Source organism: Streptomyces boncukensis, from assembly GCF_011045075.1.
Lineage (GTDB): Bacteria > Actinomycetota > Actinomycetes > Streptomycetales > Streptomycetaceae > Streptomyces > Streptomyces boncukensis.
Window position 1 is genome coordinate 1 of record NZ_JAAKZZ010000116.1, and the last position, 17,001, is coordinate 17,001.

Here is a 17,001-nt window from a genome sequence, read left to right on the forward strand (position 1 = left end):
AGATTTGTATAAGAGACAGACACTGCGGCTCGCCCCCGCACGCCGTCACGTAGGCGACGGTGACCGGCAGGGACGGCAGTTGCTCGCCGCCGGCGGCGCGCGAGAGGGACGAGGCGGAGTATCCCGTCAGCCGGGCCATCTCCCGGTAGGTCGGCCCGCCTGCCTCCTCGCGCAGCTCCCGCAGCCGTGACGCGAACTCCGGTACCGGCCCCAGGGCCGGATCGAGCGGGTTCTCCCGGCGGCCCCGACTCCCCACGCCCCACCTCCGCTTCCGCACCCGGTGTACGCCAACCTGCGCATCGGCCGATGTACCGGGCCGCGCCCTGTCACACCCCCCGTTGCGCAGGTCCGCGGCCCGGTACTCTGCGAGTTCAGCATGGTGCGGAATTGGTGCGCAGCCCCGTACGGGAGCGTGCAACAACGCCGTGCTCGGCGGCGCCGCTGCCGGTCCCGCCGCCGGCGCCGGTGTTCATCCCGCCATTCCGGATAAGTCGCTCACGCCTGCGGTCGTTCCATATCCACGGGGCACTGATTGAGCGGGCCGACCGTGGGGAAGTTCGCTGTCCGGCGATAACCTGTGGGCATGAGCGTACTGGAGACCCGCGAGCTGGAGTACGTCCTCGCGCTCGCCGACGAGCTGCACTTCGGCCGGGCCGCCGCCCGGCTCTCGATCGCCCAGCCCGCGCTGTCGAAGGCGATCCGGCGGATCGAGGCCCGGCTCGGCGTCCCGCTGTTCATCCGCTCCAGCCGGCACGTCGAGCTCACCCCGGCGGGGGAGGCGCTGCAGGAGCACGGGCGGCATGCGCTCAACGCGGTCGGCGCAGCCGTCCGCAACGCCCGGCGCGCCGGGCGCGTCCACGCCCCGCTGCGGCTCGTGCTCAAGCCCGGCGGCGACGCCGGCCTGCTGTCCGGGATCCTGGCCGCCTACGCCCACCAGCCCGACGCGCGCCAGGTGGACATCCTCTTCAGCGGCCCGGCCGACCGCACCGACTTCCTGCGCGAGGGGCGGGCCGACCTCGGCCTGCTCTACGCGCCCTTCGACGACCTCGACGGCCTGGCCCACCGGACGCTGCACACCGAGGGCCGCGTGGCCGTCGTCCCCTCCGCGCACCCGCTGGCCGCACGCTCCTGGGTGCGGATGTCGGACCTGGACGGCGAGACGCTGCCGCGCTGGAAGGGGGTCCCAGGAGTCGACGGGAGCGGCCCCGAGGTCGCCGACGTGGTGCAGCTCCTCCATATGGTCGCGCTGGGCCGGACGGTCGGGGTACTGCCCAGCTCGCTGGTCGAGCCGGTCCCGGACGGCCTGGCAGCCGTCCCGGTGACCGACGCGCCGCCCAGCCGGCTCGTGCTCGCCTGGAACGAGCACGACCGGCGCCCCCTGGTCGCGTCATTCGTAGCCGCCGCGCTCGGGCCCACGTGCTGACGTGCGGTGCGCGTGGGATCCTGTTCCGGCCGCCCGGCCGCCCGGCCGCCCGGCCGACGGGAAGGCGATGGTTCTTGTGTCCGAGCCGGCAGCGCTCACGAACAAGTCGGTTGTCGACTTCTCGGCCGTGGACGGCCGAGCCTGCGAGTAGGGCACCGCTGGATGCGATGATGCCTCCTGCATCTTGACCGCCCTGGCGGGGCGGTCGGGACGCGTGACTCACGCCCCGCATGCCGGGGATCGCGCCCGGCAGGTCTCGCGCGCTCAAGCGTCGCAGGAAACCGGGTCCACCGGCCTACACCGGGTTTGTGCCTTCACGACTCGCGTGCGGAGCAGCCGTCATGCCAGATACTGCGGCGCTCCGCGCCGCTGATCGCGGGATACGACTCCTCCCGGGCATGAACGCCCGGGGTTCCTCGCAAGAACGGGCTGAAGAGGGCCCTGCTGCGGGAATTCGCGCGCCACGAAACCGGCGCCGACGTGACGGAGCCCGCGAGTGCCGTCGGCCTGTCCCGGCCGACCGCGTTCCGGATCCTCAACAGTCTTGAGCAGACCGGATTCGTGGACCGCAATGCCGCGAAGTACACCCTGGGCTGGGAATTCTCCCGGCTCGCCCCGGGGCCCTGCAGCAGATGTACGGCGCGGTGGAGCAGCTGGTGCGGCTCATGTGGCCGGGCTGGGAGAGGCAGCGGCCCGGCTGATCGCGCGGGACCCGTGGCGAGCAGAACATGAACCTCCAATTCCGGCTCACCGGACCGGATCCAATAGTCATACTATATGGACTTGAATAAGTCCGCGTCAGCGGTCCGGTGCTCCTTGCCCCGCAGCTCTCCCTCGGGTTCTACTCGAACAGGTCGCTCGAATGGCGCCCATCAAACGGGGAACGAAAACGGGGAACAGCACATATGTTGAAGTGTGTACCACTGTCTCTTCAGCCCTCCGGCTCACGGTTAAGGGAGGACCCGTCGCGCCAACGGCGGAGTGGTCTCCGCATCCCGCGCGGCTTCCGGGAGGCGCGGTGACCCATCGCCACAGCAGCGAGCAGGAGTACGGTTCCGTACTGGTGCGCAGGAAACCGGACACGGTGCCGCGGCCGGGGAGCAGCAGGATCGCCGAACACCGGCCCCGGGGCCAGGTGCTCACGACCAAGGTCGGCCTGGAGATGCCGACCGAGCTGGCCTTCGAGGACTGGGAGCGGGCCGGGCGGCAGCTGTCCGGCCTCGTCAACTCCTCGTCCTGGTGGCTCGGGGACTGGCTGGTGTACGGCAAGGACCACTACAGCGACCGGTACGAGCGGGGCATCCGCGCGGCCGGGCTCCAGTACCAGACGCTGCGCAACTACGCCTGGGTGTCCCGGCGGTTCGACATCGGCCGGCGCCGGGCCGCGCTCAGCTTCCAGCACCACGCCGAGCTGGCCTCGCTGCCGGTAGAGCAGCAGGAGCACTGGCTGGACCAGGCGGAGCAGCGGGGGTGGACCACCAAGGAGCTGCGCCGGGCGATCCGGCGCTCACGTGCCGACGGCCCGCGCGAGGTGGCCAGGACCGAGAAGACGGGGCGGCTCGCGGTGCCCGGCAGCCGGCTCCGCTGGTGGCATCAGGCCGCGGCACGCTCCGGGGTGGAACTGGAGCAGTGGGTTCTGGCCACCCTCGACGATGCGGCCGAGCAGATTCTGGACGGGTTCCAGGGGCAGGCCGGCATCGCTCCATAGCCTACGGCGCGAGCCGGGCCGGCCCGGTCTGCGGATCAGGGCGCGCTCGTACCGCCGCTGTGCGCCAGCGGCAGATGGCAGGCCGCCACGTGCTCCGGCCCGTCCGGCGCCGGCTCGTCGGAGGGCAGGACCTCGGCGCACCGCTCCTCGGCCTTCCAGCACCGGGTGCGGAAGCGGCAGCCGGACGGCGGGTCGGTCGGGGACGGCACCTCGCCCCGGAGCACGATGCGCTCCCCCGGTGCGTCCGGGCCGGCCGCCGCGGCACCGCCGTGCGCGGCCGGCGGGCGGGGCGCCGCAGACAGCAGCGCGGCGGTGTACGGGTGCCGGGGTGCCGTGAAGACCGCTTCGGCCGGCCCCGACTCGACCACCCGGCCCAGGTACATCACCGCCACCCGGTCGGCCATATGCCGCACCACGGGCAGGTCGTGCGAGATGAACACGTAGGCCACCCCCAGCTCGGCCTGCAGCCCGGTGAGGACGTTGAGGACCTGGGCCTGTACCGAGAGGTCGAGCGCCGACACCGGCTCGTCGCAGACGATCACCTCGGGCTCCAGCGCCAGCGCCCTGGCGATGCCGATACGCTGCCGCTGCCCGCCCGAGAACTCCTGGGGGTGGCGGCGCGCGTCGGCCGCCCGCAGCCCCACCATCTCCAGCAGCTCCCGCACCCGCCGCTCGCGCTCGGGGCGCGGCACCAGTCCGGGGTGCGAGCGCCACGGTTCGGCGATCAGCTCCGCTGCGCTCATTCTGGGGTTCAGGGAGGCGAACGGGTCCTGGAAGACCATCTGCACCCGGCGCCGCCAGCCGAGCAGCTGCCTGCCGCGCAGGGCGAACGGGTCCACCCCGGCGTAGCGCACCGATCCCGCGTCCGGCCGCTCCAGCATCAGCAGCACCCGCGCCAGCGTGGACTTCCCGCACCCGGACTCGCCCACCAGGCCCAGCGTCTCGCCGCGCCGTACGGTGAGGTCCACCCCGTCCAGGGCGTGCAGCCGGGTGCTGCCCGAGGCGCTGCGCGGCACCCGGAAGGTCTTGGTCAGGCCGCGCGCCCGCAGCAGCGGAGCGTCGGCGTCGGCCCCCGCGGGCCCGGCGGGCCCAGCGGCCGCCGGGTTGGCCGGGTTCGGCGGGTTCGGCGTCTCAGGCATCGGCCAGCTCCTTCCAGTAGTGGCAGGCCGACGCGCGTCCCGGCCCGGTGGCGGAGAGCGGCGGCTCGTGGGTGGCGCACCGTTCGCGCGCGAGCGGGCAGCGGGTGCGGAAGGCGCAGCCGGCCGGGACCGCCGTGGGCCGGGGCGGGGCGCCCTCGATCGACGGCAGGACGGTGCCGCGGGCGTGTCCGGCGGGCACCGAGTCGAGCAGCCCCCGGGTGTAGGGGTGCCGCGGCGCCGCGAAGACCTCGGCGACGGGGCCGGACTCCACGACGGTGCCGGAGTACATCACGGCGACCTGGTCGGCCTGCTCGGCGACCACGGCCAGATCGTGGGTGATCAGGACGAGCGCCATCCGGGTCTCCCGGCGCAGCTCGGCGAGCAGCTCCATGATCTGGGCCTGCACGGTGACGTCGAGCGCGGTGGTCGGCTCGTCGGCGAGCAGCACCGAGGGCCGCAGCGCCACCGCCATCGCGATCAGCAGCCGCTGCCGCATGCCGCCGGAGAACTGGTGCGGATACGACCTGAACCGCAGTCCGGGCTCCGGGATCCCGACCCGCTCCATCAGCTCGACGGCCCGCTCCCGGGCGGCGCCGCGGGAGGCCCGCTCGTGGATCCGGAACGGCTCGGCGAGCTGCGAGCCCACGGTGTGGACGGGGTTGAGGGCGGTGAGCGCGTCCTGGAAGACCATGGCCAGCTCCGGCCCCGCGAGGCCGCGCCGCTCCCGGGGGCCGAGCCGCAGCACGTCCCGGCCGCCGAGCAGCACCTGGCCGCCGACGACCTCGGCGACGGGGTCCAGGAGCCCGGCCACGGCCTGTGCCGTCATGCTCTTGCCGCAGCCGGACTCGCCGAGCAGGGCCAGGGTCTGCCCGGCGCCGACCGAGAAGCCGACGTCCCGTACGACCGGTACGGGGCCGCCGGGTGTGCGCAGCTCCACGGAGAGGCCGCGCACCTCCAGCGCGGTGCTCTCCGCCCCTGAGGTGCCCGGTGTGCCGTGCCTGTTCACGACTGCTCCTTCGTCGGCGCTTCACCGGCGGTGGCCCGGCCGGCGCGGGCGCGGCCACGGCCGCGGCCCCGGCGCTCGGGCACGGTCAGCCGCCAGCGCTGCGCGGGGTCCCCCGCGATCCGGGCCCAGTTGGCGAGCTGGGTCATCGCGACGGTGGTGATGATGATCGCCAGGCCCGGGAGCACCGCGGTCCACCAGGCGTTCCGCAGCTCCGCCCGGCCCTGCGCGACCATCAGCCCCCAGGAGACGTCCGGCGGCTGGATGCCGATGCCGAGGAAGCTCAGCGAGGACTCGGTGAGCATCACGAAGCAGAAGTCCACGGCGGCCACGGTGAGCAGCGTCGGCAGCACGATCGGCAGCACATGGCGCCGGATGAGCGCCCCGTCGCCGGTGCCGAAGGTGCGTGCCGCGTCGACGAACAGCCTGCTGCGCAGCTGGGCCGACTCCGCCCGCGCGGTCCGCAGGTAGACGGGGATACGGGCGACGGCCAGCACCGCGACGATATTGGCGACGCCGGGATCGAACACGTACAGCACCACCACGGCGAGCAGCAGCGAGGGGAAGCTGAGGATCACGTCGGCGATACGCATCGACACGCTCTCCCGCCAGCCGCGGTGGAAGCCGGCCCACATCCCCCACACCGACCCGACCAGCAGCGACAGCGCAACGGCCGGGACGGCGACCGACATCGTCGTCCCCGCGGCGACGACCAGCCGGGCCAGGACGCTGCGCCCCAGCGAGTCGCTGCCGAGGACGAACTCCCAGCCCTCGCCGGTGGAGAAGGGCCGCAGCTTCACCGCGCGCAGGTTCTGCTCGCGGGCGAGGTCGCCGAACAGCGGCGGCCCCAGCAGCGCGCACAGTGCGACCAGCAGCAGCACCGCGCAGGCGGCCACCGCCGCCCGGTCGGCGGCCAGCAGGCGCAGCAGCCCCGCGCTCCCCGGCCGACCGGCCGCCCCGGTCCCGTCGTCGGCCCCGCCGTCGGCCCCGTCGTCGGCCCCGGCCGGTTCGCCGGTCTCGTGCGTCCTCACGCCATCGCCCCCTGTCTGACGCGCGGGTCCAGCAGCGCATAGCAGATGTCGATCAGGATGTTCAGCGCGAAGATCGTCAACGAGGTGAGCAGCACTGCCGCCTGGAGCACCGCGAAGTCGCGCTGGAGGATGGAGTCGATCATCAGTTTGCCGATCCCCGGCCAGCCGAAGATGGTCTCCACCACCACGGCGCCGTTGACGAGTCCCACCGCCAGATCCCCGGCGACGGTGAGCGTCGGCGCCCCGGCGTTGCGCAGCGCGTGCCGGAAGAGCACCCGGCGCTCCCCGGCGCCCTTGGCGCGGGCCACCTTGATGTACGGCTCGGACAGCGCGGTGACCATCGCGCCGCGCACCACCTGGACCAGGACGCCGAACGGGCGGATGAGCAGCGTCGCCACGGGCAGCACCCAGGCGGCGCTGCCGACCGTCCCGGATGTGGGCAGCCAGCCGAGGGTGACCGCGAAGACCAGCACACCCATGATCGCGAACCAGAAGTCCGGGGTGCTCGCGGACGCCGAGGACAGGAAGCCGGCGATCCGGTCGGCCGGGGAGTTCGGCCTCCTGGCGGCCAGGCTGCCGACGACGACGGCCCCGGCGACGGCCAGCAGCATGGTGATGCCCGCCAGTTGCAGGGTGGCAGGGAACGCCCGGAGCACGGCCTCGGCGGCGGGCTGCGCGGTGCGCAGCGACTCGCCGAAGTCGAGCCGGGCGACCTGGGACAGATACTCGGCGAACTGCGCCGGTAGCGGGTCGTCGAAGCCGTGCTTGGCGGAGAACGCGTCCCGCATCTCCTGGGTGGCGCTGAGCGGCAGATAGAGGTTGGCCGGGTCGCCGGTGAGGCGGGCCAGGAAGAACACGCCCAGGACCACGACCAGCAGCGGTATCGCGCTGGAGAGGATCCGGCGGCCGAGGAAGGTCAGCATCGTGCCCCTCAGTCCGCCGGGTGGACGGCGGCCAGGCGCATCTCGTCGCCGCTCGCCGGGTTCGGCTGGTAGGACACGCGGGGAGCCAGCGCGATGATGCCCTTCATATGGGCCAGCACGGCGTCCCGTACCACCTCTTCGCCCTGGTGGGCGAGGGCTTCGGCGAAGCGCTCCTGGCGGTCGCGCCCCGCGGCGCGCTCGGCCCGCGCGATCCTTCGGTCCAGCCCGGGGGTGCCGTAGCTGCTCTGGGCTCCCTTGCTGCCGTAGATCTGCTCCATGGTGAACGCGGCGTCGCCGGCCTGGTTTCCGTGCTGGGCCTGCAGCAGGGTCGGGCCCGCGTCCTCGGGGAACGGGCGGAGCAGGTACTCCGTCCAGGCGTTCACGTCCAGCATCTTGACCTCCACATTGAGCCCGGCCTCCCGCAGTCCGTGCTGCACCGCCTCCATGGCCTCGGCGGCCTTGGGGTAGATGCCGTTGCGGCCGATGATCGTGATCTTGGTGTCGACGGGGACGCCGTCGGCGCGGGCCTCGCCGATGAGCGCCCTGGCCCGCTTCATGGAGTGCGGCCAGGCCCGGATGTCCGGGTCGTAGCCGGTGACGCCGTCCGGGACGAGCTGTCCGGCCGGCTTGCCGAGTCCGGCGAAGACCGAGGCGACCAGACCCTTCCTGTCGATGGCGTAGTTGACGGCCCGGCGCACCCGCAGGTCGTCCAGCGGCGGCTTTCCGGCGTCCATCCGCAGATACGAGGTCTCGTTGTTGGGGTACTCCACCGCGTGGTCCCCCGCGCCGTCCGCCGGTGCCAGGCCCACCGCGATGTCCGCCTCGCCGCTGCTGATCATCGCGGCCCGCACGCTGCCCTCGGCGCGCCAGGTGTACAGCGCGGCCGCGTAGTCGGGGGCCTTGCCCCAGTAGCCGGCGTAGCGGGCGAGCCGCAGATTGATCCCCTGGTTCCAGGTGTCGATCCGGTACGGCCCGGTGCCGACCGGTTCGCGCACCCGGGAGCCGGTGTCGGTGCCCGTCGGCACCATCTCCACGAAGGACAGCCGCAGCGGCAGGATCGGGTCCGGCTTCCCGGTGGTGACCTCCAGCGTCGACCCGTCCGCGGCCTTCGCGGTGACCTCGCTGTCGCCGAAGACATAGCCGTCGACGTTGCACTCGATCCCGGAGTCGAGGGTGCGGCTGACGGAGAAGGCGGCGTCCTTCGCGTCGAAGGCGGTGCCGTCGTGGAAGGTGACGCCCTCGCGGAGGGTGAACCGCCAGGTGGTCGGCGAGGTCTGGCGCCAGCCGGTGGCGAGCTTCGGCTCCAGCTTCCCGGTCTCCGGCTCGCGTTCGGCCAGCGGCTCGGTGATGTTGGAGCGTACGACGCGGCCGGTGGCGGTCAGCGAGGCGTCGCACGGCTCCAGGGTGGGCGGCTCCTCGGGCAGCACGATCTGCAGGGTGTCGGCCCCGGCGGCGGACCCGGAGTTGGCGACGGTGCACCCGCCCGCCAGCAGCACAGCGCCCGCGACAGCGAGCGCGGTACGAGCACGCGTCATCATGCCACCCCAGTCCACATATGAAAACGCCGTCTACTGTTGTGGACGGGAGTAAAGTCCGGGCGGGGCTGGAGCGTCAAGAGTTGAGAAAGAGGAATCAGGGGAACCAGGGGAATCAGAGAAGTCGGCGACGTCCGAACGCCTGCCCGGCGCGGGCGCGGTGCGGGTGCGGGGGGTTATGTCCCGTACAGGGAGCGAGGCCCGCGCCATCCGCTGCGGGCCTCTGTTCCCCCGTGATCCCCCCGTGTTCCCCCGTTCCGTCACGGTGTTCCCGTCACGGCGCCCCATTCGGGGCTCCCATTCCCCCGTGGGTGCGGCCCTTCCCGCGGCGTGCCGCCGAATGCCGCCCGGCGGAGACGGTGGTGGGGCGCCGGACAGCGGTGGAGCACTCCCCCGAGATGCTCCCCCGGGAAGGGGCCGGAACTCTGCCGACGGGCCGGTCGAGCCCGGTCGGGACGGATGGCTTCCGGCCGTTCCGCAGCCACCATTCCAGCGGCCCGGCAGGTTGATGCGCAGCCCCCTTCCGCCCTGTTCATCAACGGGCGTACGCCGCTCATCAAAGCCCCGGAAGCGCGGGTTTGTGGCGCAACCTGTGCTGTACGGCACCGCCACCGCTCCCTAGGGTCGATGCCGGGAGCGAAGGCGGCGCCGGAGTCCGGGACGGAGGGGCGAGGACATGGGGCGCGCGGAGAAACCCATGGACCCCGCGGCGGGTCCGGTCCATCGATTCGCATACGAGCTGCGCCTGCTGCGGCAGAAGGCGGGCAGCCCCACCTACCGCGCGATGGCGCGGGAGTCCCGGTACTCCGCCACCGGACTGTCCCGGGCCGCCTCCGGCGAGCATCTGCCGTCGCTGGACCTCGCGCTGGCCTATGTGCAGGCGTGCGGCGGCGACCTCGCCGAGTGGGAGCACTCCTGGCACGAGGCGAAGCAGGAGGCGGCGTCCCAGCCGCTCTCCGACGACCCCGGGGCGCGGCCCCCGTACCAGGGCCTGGCCCGGTACGAACCGGAGGACCACGCGCGGTTCTTCGGCCGGGAGCGGCTGGTCGACGAGCTGTGGCGGCTCACCTGGGACCGGCGGTTCGCCGCCGTGCTCGGCGCGTCCGGCGTCGGCAAGTCCTCCGTGCTGCGCGCCGGGCTCATCGCCCGGCTGCGCGACACCGGCCGCGCGCCCGGTCCGCCGCCCGCCGTCATTCGCATTCTCACACCGGGCCCGCGCCCGCTGCGCAGCCACGCGCACCTGCTCACCCCCGCGGGCCCCCCGGAGTCCGCTGAGCCCGCCGCCGCAGGCGACACCTGGGTGCTGGTCGACCAGTTCGAGGAGGTCTTCACCCTGTGCCACGACCCCGACGAGCGCGCCGGCTTCCTCAGCGCGCTGCTCGCGGCACGGGAGCCCGGCAGCCGGCTGCGCGTCGTCATCGCGGTCCGCGCGGACTTCTACGGGCCCTGCGCCCGGTACCCGGAACTGGCCGAGGCGATGCGCGGCTCGCACGTCCTGGTCACCCCGATGACCCGGGACGAGCTGCGCGAGGCCGTCGTCAGGCCCGCCCAGGAGCAGGCACTGATCGTGGAGCGCGCCCTGACGCTGCGGGTCCTGGACGACGTCGCCGACGAACTCGGCGGCCTCCCGCTGATGTCGCACGCGCTGCTGGAGACCTGGCGCCGCCGCAAGGGCCGCACCCTCTCGCTCGCGGCCTACGAGGCAGTCGGCGGCGTGAACGGCGCCATCGCGCACTCGGCCGAAGAGGTCTACACCCGGCTTCCCACCCGGCAGGCCGAGGCGGCCCGCCGCATCCTGCTGCGCCTGATCACCCCGGGCGAGGGCACCCAGGACACCCGCCGTCCGGCGAGCCGCGCCGAGCTGTTCCCCGCGGACCCCGACGGCGCGAGCCCCGGCGGCGCGAGCCCCGCCGACCCGGACCCCGACGCGGACCCCGACGGGGACCCCGACGCGGCCGCCGCGCTCGAACGCCTCGTGGCGTCCCGCCTGGTGACGGCCGACGACGACACCGTCGAGATCGCACACGAGGCCCTGATCACCTGCTGGCCCCGGCTGCGCACCTGGACCGACACCGAGCGCGAGCGGCTGCTCGCCCACCGGCACCTCACCGAGGCCGCCCGGGAGTGGGAGGAGCTGGAGCGCGACGCCGGGGCGCTCTACCGGGGCGCCCGGCTGGCCCGTGCGGAGGAGCAGTTCGTCGCGGCAGGCCGCGAGGGCGATCTGACCCGCCCGGAGGCGGAGTTCCTGTCGGCCGGGCTGGCCGCGCGGGACGAGGAGCGCCGGGCGGCGGCACGCCGCAGCCGCCGGCTGGTGTATGTGAACATCGGCCTGGCCGTGCTGATGATCGTGGTCACGGTCGTCGGCGCCGTGGCCGTGGAGCAGCGGCGGGAGGCGGAGCGTGCGCGGGACGACGCCGTCTCCCGGCAACTGGCCGCGCGCGCCCTCGACCTGGCCGACGCGCGGCCCGGCACGGCGATGCTGCTCGGTGCGCAGGCGTACCGCACCGCGCGGACCCGGCTGGCACGAAGCGCGCTGCTGACCATGTCCACCCGCACCTACTACCGGGGCGAGCTGCCCGGCCACGCGGACGCCGTCTCCGAGCTCTCCTTCCATCCCGACGGGATGCTCGCGTCGGCCAGCAGGGAGTGGGGCGTCAAGCTGTGGGACACCCGGCGCCGCAAGCTCACCGCCACGCTCAAGGGGCACGACACCTGGCTGCGCGCCGTGACGTTCGACCCCCGGGGGCGGCTGCTGGCCACCGGCGGCGACGACACGGACGTGGTGCTGTGGGATGTGCCGCGCCGCCGCAAGGCGGCGGTCCTGCGCGGCCACACCGGGGCGATCAAGGACATCGCGTTCAGCGCGGACGGGCGGTACGCCGCCAGCACCGGCGAGGACGGGACCGTACGGGTGTGGGACGCACGGCGCGAGCGGCTCCGGCGCACCCTCGACGGCTCCCCGGCGATGACGGTCGCCTTCAGCCCGGACGGGGGCACCGTCGCGGCCGGCGGCGAGGACGGCACCGTACGGCTGTGGTCGGTGCGGAGCGGCAGACGGCTCGCCGTGCTGCGCGGCCACACGGAGTCCGTCGACGCGGTGAAGTTCAGTCCGGACGGCAGCACGATCGCCACGGCCAGCAAGGACCACACCGTACGGCTGTGGGACGCGCGGAAGCGGAAACCGGCCCGCACTCCCGAACTGACCGGGCACACCGGGCAGGTCCGCACGCTCGCGTTCAGCCCGGACGGGCAGACCCTGGCCACCTCGGGCCACGACAGCCAGGTCATCCTGTGGGACACGGGGCTCGGCGCCCGCCGCGCCACCCTGGCCGGGCACACCACCAACGTCTACGGCATCGCCTACCAGCCGCGCGGGTCCGGCCGGATGCTCGCCTCGGCCGGCGAGGACGGACGGATCATCCTGTGGGACCCCACGCGCGCCCCGCTCTCGGGCCACGCCGACCGGATCAGCGATGTGGCGGTCAGCCCGGACGGGAAGGAGCTGGTCACGGCCGGGGAGGACGGCACGGCCGTGCTCTGGAACCGGGAGCGCCGCACCCGCGAGGCCGTGCTGCGGGGCGACGGCCCGGTCAACGACGTGGCGTTCAGCCCGGACGGCCGCACCGTCGCCGCCGCCACCGGCACCCCGCAGCAGCCGAGCGCCGACGACTTCCGGCTCACCCTGTGGCGCCCGCACGCGCGGGGCCGGGACGCCAGACCCGTGCGGCTGCGCGGGCACAGCGCACGGGTGATGGGAGTGGCCTTCAGCCCGGACGGCCGCACCGTCGCGACGGTCGCCAAGGACGCCAAGGTCATCCTGTGGGACATCGAACGCCGCGCGCGGCTGGCCGTGTTCGACACCGGCATGCCGCGCGGCTCGGAGTCCGTGGAGTTCAGCCCCGACGGCCGGTACCTGGCCGCCACGCAGCCCGACGGGACGGCGGCGCTGTGGAAGGTGGCGGCCCGCACCCGGGTCGCCACGTTCACCGGGCACAAGGAAGCCGTGACCGACCTGGCGTTCAGCCCGGACGGCCGCACCCTGGCGACCTCCAGCCTCGACCAGACGGTGATGCTGTGGGACGTGGCCACGCACCGGCGGCGCGGCACGCTCTCCGGCCGCACCGGCCCCGCGCAGGCCGTCGCCTTCAGCCCGGACGGAAACACCCTCGCCACCGCGAGCGCCAACGACACGGTGGTGCTGTGGGACACCGGGACCCGCGAGATCCTGGCCGACCTCACCGGCCACACCCAGATGGTCACCTCGGTCGCCTTCGTCCCGGACGGGCGCACCCTGGTGACCGCCGGGGACGACCACACGGCGGTGCTGTGGAGCACCGATCCCGGGCGCACGGCCGAGCGCCTGTGCCGCGGCCTCGGCCACGACCTCACCCGGGCCGAGTGGTCCCGGTTCCTCCCGGGCCGGCCGTACCGTCCGACCTGCTGACGCGCGGCGCGGGGGCCGGCGGAGCGCCGCCGGCCCCCGCCGGTTCAGCCCGCGCGGCGATCCGGCCCGGTGAGCACGTAGCGGGCCACGTCCGCCTCGGTGCTCGCGTGCCGGAAGCCCGCCTTCTCCAGTACCCGTACGGAGGCCGGGTTCGACAGCTCCGCGCCCGCGACCACGGCGCGCACCCCGGGCACGGCGAGGGCGAAGTCCGCCAGGGTCCGGGCGGCCTCGGTGGCGTAGCCCCGGCCGCGGCGGGAGGCGACCACGCCGTATCCGATCTCGACGCTTCCCTCGGCGGGCGGCCAGAAGAGGCCGATGGAGCCCACCACCAGGCCGCTGTCCCGTTCGATGATCAGACGGTGGCCGTGCGCGCCGAGCCAGGCGGGGTGCTGTGCGAAGAGGCCGGCGACGACGCGGTCGCCCTCGGCGGGGAAGTCGTCGGCCCACCGCGCCGACCTGGTGCTGCCGAGGACCGCGGCGGCCTCGGCGGCGGTCCAGGAACGGAGGAGGAGGCGGTCGGTGGTCAGCGGCGCATGGTCTGGTGAGGAGGAAGGAGACACGTATCACTCCGGGTCAGGGGGTGGACCGGACCGCGCTGGCGCACGGGCCGGATGAGGACATGCTGACGGCGGCCGACGGCGGCCATATTCATCAACCTCCCCACCCCGTGATCACGCGTCTCTCGCGCCGACGCGACCGTAGCCGCCCCGCCCCGCCCGCGCAAAGGGTTTCGATCGGTTGGACCCGGCGCCCGGCCCGGCGCGCGGCGCGGGCGCCGGGTGGCGGACAATCGGGGGGTCACACATGACGTACCCGACGGAGTTCATATGACCACCAGCCCGGACACCGCCCTCGTCCCCGGCGAACCCGCCGCCCCTGCCACCAGCAGCGACCCGGCGGCGGAGGCGCACGTGTGGACGGAGCCCCTCGCGCCGCAGGACGCTACGGCTCCCGCGCTCCCGGCTCCCGCCGCACCGGCGGAGGGCCCCGAGGACGGCCAGCAGGCGGAGGACGCCGTGCGGCGGGACGCGCGGGAGTTCGGCGCCTTCGCCCGGACCGGGGGGTGGACGTTCGCGCTGAAGGTGGCGCGGAGCGTCCGGCCCGGCGGGGTGCCCGCGCAGCAGGCGGACGGGGCGGAGCCCAAGGTGTCGGCGAAGGAGTTCGCCCGCCTCGCGGGCTGCTCGGCGGAGCGCGTGATGCGGTTCTGGCGGGCGTGGGACCGGGCGGCGGACGACGGGGTGGTCCCGGTGTTCGAGGCGCTGGCACCCGGCGTGGACGTCGAACTGCCGGACGCTGACGTATGGCTGGGCTACTACACCTCCCGCTCCAGCGGGGACTCCCCGCGCGGCCAGGCGATCTCCGCGACGGCCGAGGCGGAGGGCATCCGCCCCACCAAGGCGCTGGAGGTGGCGGAGAACCCGACGGCGCTGCGCGCGGCGATCCTCGCCGACCCCGGCACCGCGCAGGCGGCCCGGCACGCGCTGCTGGACCGGCTGGAGGACGACCCGGAGCTGGGCCGGGACCTGGCCAAGGACATCGCCCGCACCGGGGAGCTGTCCAAGGCGGTGGCGGCCGAGGCGCGGGTGGCGACCACGGTGGAGTCGGTGCGGGACCTCGTCGACAACGGTGAGATGACCACCCCCAGCGGCGAGCGGGTGCCCGCGCCGGAGCACGTCGTGGCCGAGGCGAAGCAGCACCTCGCCCTCATCGAGGGGCTGGACGAGGAGGACGAGGCCGGCTACGCCGCCGATGCCCACAAGGCGGTGCGCTCGCTGGTCGCCGAGGCCGTCGAAGACGACCCGCAGCTGCGCGCGCACGAGCGGAGGACGCGGTTCCAGGGCAAGGTGCGCAAGGCCGCCAAGGCGTTCGAGGAGCTGACTCTGGATGACGCGGCCGACGTGTACGAGGAGGAGCTCCTGGAGCAGTTGGAGACGCTCCAGCGGGCCGTCGCCGACTGCATCGCCGAGCTGCGTGCAGCGGCGCCGCCGGACCGGGAGGCGTGACCGGGGCGTGCCCCGAAGGGGCGCGGGGAACTGCGCGAGCAACCACAACGGCGCCGCAGCCCGCAGCGAGCAGCACGGGCAGCCCCGACCCGGCAGGATCTGCCGGTCACGGGCGCGGCGGGCGCAATCTCAGAGTCCTCTGATGTGGCGCGGCTAGCGTCCGGCCCATGGTGCGCGACGACCTGATCACCGGGGCCGGACCGGCCGGGCGCCGGCCCGCCGTGGCTGAGCAGTTCCCCGGCGACGTACTGGACCTGCTCGAAGCGGCGGGCGACCGCCCGGTGTTCGAGCACGCCGAACAGGCGGTGTCCGGAGCGGAACTCCTCGCGGCGGTCCGGCGTGCGGCGAACGGTCTGCGGCAGCACGGCGTCGGGCCCGGCGACGGCGTGGCGATGCTGCTGGGCGTCAGCCCCGGGGCGTTCGCCGCCATCGTCGCCGCCCATGTCGTCGGCGCCCGCGTCGTCGGGGTGCGGCCGGGCCTGACCGGGCGTCAGCGGGAGCATCTGCTCGCGGACGTCGCCCACACGGTCGCCGACCGGGGCGACGGCCCGGACCTCCGGCCCTCCGGCTCCGTCCTCGCGCTCGACGACCTGCTGTCGGCCGCGGACGACGGCGTCCGGCCGCGGGTCTCGGCTCGGCCGGAGGACGTCGCCCGGCTCATCCACACCAGCGGCAGCACCGGGCTCCCCAAGGCGTGCGCCCAGACCTACGCGGCGATGACCGCGGCCTGGACGCTGCGGCCGGACGCCTGGCCGCCCGCCATCCGCGAACTCGCCGCGCGCCTGGACCGGTTCCTGGTCTTCGGCACCCTGGCCAGCCAGGTGATGCTGGAGTACGGGCTGCTCACGCTCGCCGCGGGCGGCGTCCTCGTCACGGCCGACCCGCCGGCCTTCCCCGAGGCCCTGGTGCGGCACCGGGCGACCGCGAGCGTCATCACCGTGGCCCGGCTGGCGAAACTCGTGGCGAGCCAGCGCACATCGCCCGCCGACCTCGGCGGCCTGCGGGCCCTGATGGTGTCCGGTTCCCCGCTGGAGCCGGCCCGGGCGCGGGAGGCCGCCGCCGTGCTCGGGCCGGTCGTCTTCCACGGCTACGGCCAGACCGAGACCGGAATGATCTCCATGGCCACCCCGCGGGACGAGCCCGGCTCGCTGGGCGTGCCGCCCTTCGACCTGGAGGTCCGGGGTCCCTCCGGCGGCCCCGTCCCGCCCGGCACCGACGGCGAGCTCTTCGTCCGGACCCCCGCGCAGAGCTCCGGCTACTGGCGGGAACCCGAGCTCACCGACGAGGTGTTCGCCGACGGCTGGGTGCGCACCCGCGACCTCGGCCGACTCGACACCGAGGGCCGGCTGTGGCTCACGGGCCGGGCCCGCGACGTCGTCATCGTCAACGCGAACCTGTACTACACCGGTCCCGTCGAGCGGCTGCTCGCGACGCACCCCTCCGTGGCGGAGGCGTACGCGGTCGCCGTACCCGACGACAGCACCGGCGAGACCGTGCACGCCTTCGTCGTGCCCGCCGCCGACCGCACCCCGCACCTCGGCGAGCTGCGCGCGCTGGTCGCGGCGGACCTCGGCGAGGCGTGCGCGCCGACGCGCCTCACCCTGATCGAGGAGGCGCCGCTCACCCCCGCGGGAAAGCCCGACAAGCGGCGGCTCGCAGCCGGCGGCTAGGGGGTGTTTCGAAAGCCCCGTGCGGCGCATGGGGCGTCCGGTGCGTGCTCTCGGCGTGCCGGGTGAAAGCCCTCGTACTGGGCGTACTCGGGCTTTCGGCCGGTGCGGCGAGAGCACGTGCC

The 17,001-nt window shown here is 74.3% G+C and carries 13 protein-coding genes; 6 read left to right on the top strand and 7 right to left on the bottom strand.

Annotated elements, in window-relative coordinates:
- Positions 1-256, bottom strand: a 256-nt coding sequence (locus tag G5C65_RS39210) for a helix-turn-helix domain-containing protein (RefSeq protein ID WP_165299116.1), incomplete at its 3' end; no start/stop codon positions are given.
- A gap of 327 nt (positions 257-583) precedes the next feature.
- Between G5C65_RS39210 and G5C65_RS13910 the strand changes: the two genes are divergently transcribed.
- From G5C65_RS13910 to G5C65_RS13920, 3 genes are all read left to right on the top strand, one after another.
- The gene (locus G5C65_RS13910) at positions 584-1,423 is read left to right on the top strand and encodes a LysR family transcriptional regulator (RefSeq protein ID WP_165299117.1); all 840 of its coding nucleotides are present in this window, start codon (positions 584-586) and stop codon (positions 1,421-1,423) included.
- Positions 1,424-1,867: 444 nt separating this feature from the next.
- Complete coding sequence (locus tag G5C65_RS40730) at positions 1,868-2,155, top strand: helix-turn-helix domain-containing protein (protein WP_420903312.1); 288 nt, start codon at positions 1,868-1,870, stop codon at positions 2,153-2,155.
- Positions 2,156-2,441: 286 nt separating this feature from the next.
- The gene (locus tag G5C65_RS13920; protein ID WP_338146382.1) at positions 2,442-3,131 is read left to right on the top strand and encodes an LmbU family transcriptional regulator; all 690 of its coding nucleotides are present in this window, start codon (positions 2,442-2,444) and stop codon (positions 3,129-3,131) included.
- 35 nt (positions 3,132-3,166) lie between these two features.
- Here the strand turns inward: G5C65_RS13920 and G5C65_RS13925 are convergent, their stop codons facing one another.
- The 5 genes from G5C65_RS13925 to G5C65_RS13945 are packed head-to-tail and all read right to left on the bottom strand — an operon-like array spanning position 3,167 to position 8,765.
- Positions 3,167-4,270 (bottom strand): ABC transporter ATP-binding protein, encoded by a 1,104-nt coding sequence (locus G5C65_RS13925; protein ID WP_165299118.1) that lies wholly within the window; start codon positions 4,268-4,270, stop codon positions 3,167-3,169.
- The gene (locus tag G5C65_RS13930) at positions 4,263-5,276 is read right to left on the bottom strand and encodes an oligopeptide/dipeptide ABC transporter ATP-binding protein (protein WP_165299119.1); all 1,014 of its coding nucleotides are present in this window, start codon (positions 5,274-5,276) and stop codon (positions 4,263-4,265) included. Before G5C65_RS13930 ends, G5C65_RS13925 begins: the two co-directional genes overlap by 8 nt.
- Complete coding sequence (locus G5C65_RS39215; RefSeq protein ID WP_165299120.1) at positions 5,273-6,304, bottom strand: ABC transporter permease subunit; 1,032 nt, start codon at positions 6,302-6,304, stop codon at positions 5,273-5,275. The genes G5C65_RS13930 and G5C65_RS39215 overlap by 4 nt, the downstream gene beginning before the upstream one ends.
- Entirely contained in the window at positions 6,301-7,227 is a 927-nt protein-coding gene (locus G5C65_RS13940; RefSeq protein WP_165299121.1) for an ABC transporter permease, read from the bottom strand. Before G5C65_RS13940 ends, G5C65_RS39215 begins: the two co-directional genes overlap by 4 nt.
- Before the next feature lie 8 nt (positions 7,228-7,235).
- The gene (locus tag G5C65_RS13945) at positions 7,236-8,765 is read right to left on the bottom strand and encodes an ABC transporter substrate-binding protein (RefSeq protein WP_241265774.1); all 1,530 of its coding nucleotides are present in this window, start codon (positions 8,763-8,765) and stop codon (positions 7,236-7,238) included.
- Positions 8,766-9,459: 694 nt separating this feature from the next.
- Here G5C65_RS13945 and G5C65_RS13950 point away from each other — a divergent pair.
- Positions 9,460-13,206 (top strand): nSTAND1 domain-containing NTPase, encoded by a 3,747-nt coding sequence (locus G5C65_RS13950; protein ID WP_165299122.1) that lies wholly within the window; start codon positions 9,460-9,462, stop codon positions 13,204-13,206.
- Between the two features lie 44 nt (positions 13,207-13,250).
- On the opposite strand, the gene G5C65_RS13955 is transcribed toward G5C65_RS13950, so the two are convergent.
- On the bottom strand, positions 13,251-13,766 hold the full coding sequence (locus G5C65_RS13955; RefSeq protein ID WP_165299123.1) for a GNAT family N-acetyltransferase: 516 nt from the start codon (positions 13,764-13,766) through the stop codon (positions 13,251-13,253).
- Positions 13,767-14,033: 267 nt separating this feature from the next.
- Here G5C65_RS13955 and G5C65_RS13960 point away from each other — a divergent pair, with 267 nt between their 5' ends.
- Together G5C65_RS13960 and G5C65_RS13965 are read left to right on the top strand one after the other, a co-directional pair.
- Positions 14,034-15,209, top strand: coding sequence for a hypothetical protein (locus G5C65_RS13960; RefSeq protein ID WP_165299124.1), 1,176 nt, complete (start codon positions 14,034-14,036; stop codon positions 15,207-15,209).
- Positions 15,210-15,376: 167 nt separating this feature from the next.
- Positions 15,377-16,879 (top strand): class I adenylate-forming enzyme family protein, encoded by a 1,503-nt coding sequence (locus G5C65_RS13965; protein ID WP_206441766.1) that lies wholly within the window; start codon positions 15,377-15,379, stop codon positions 16,877-16,879.
- Positions 16,880-17,001 lie beyond the last annotated feature (122 nt).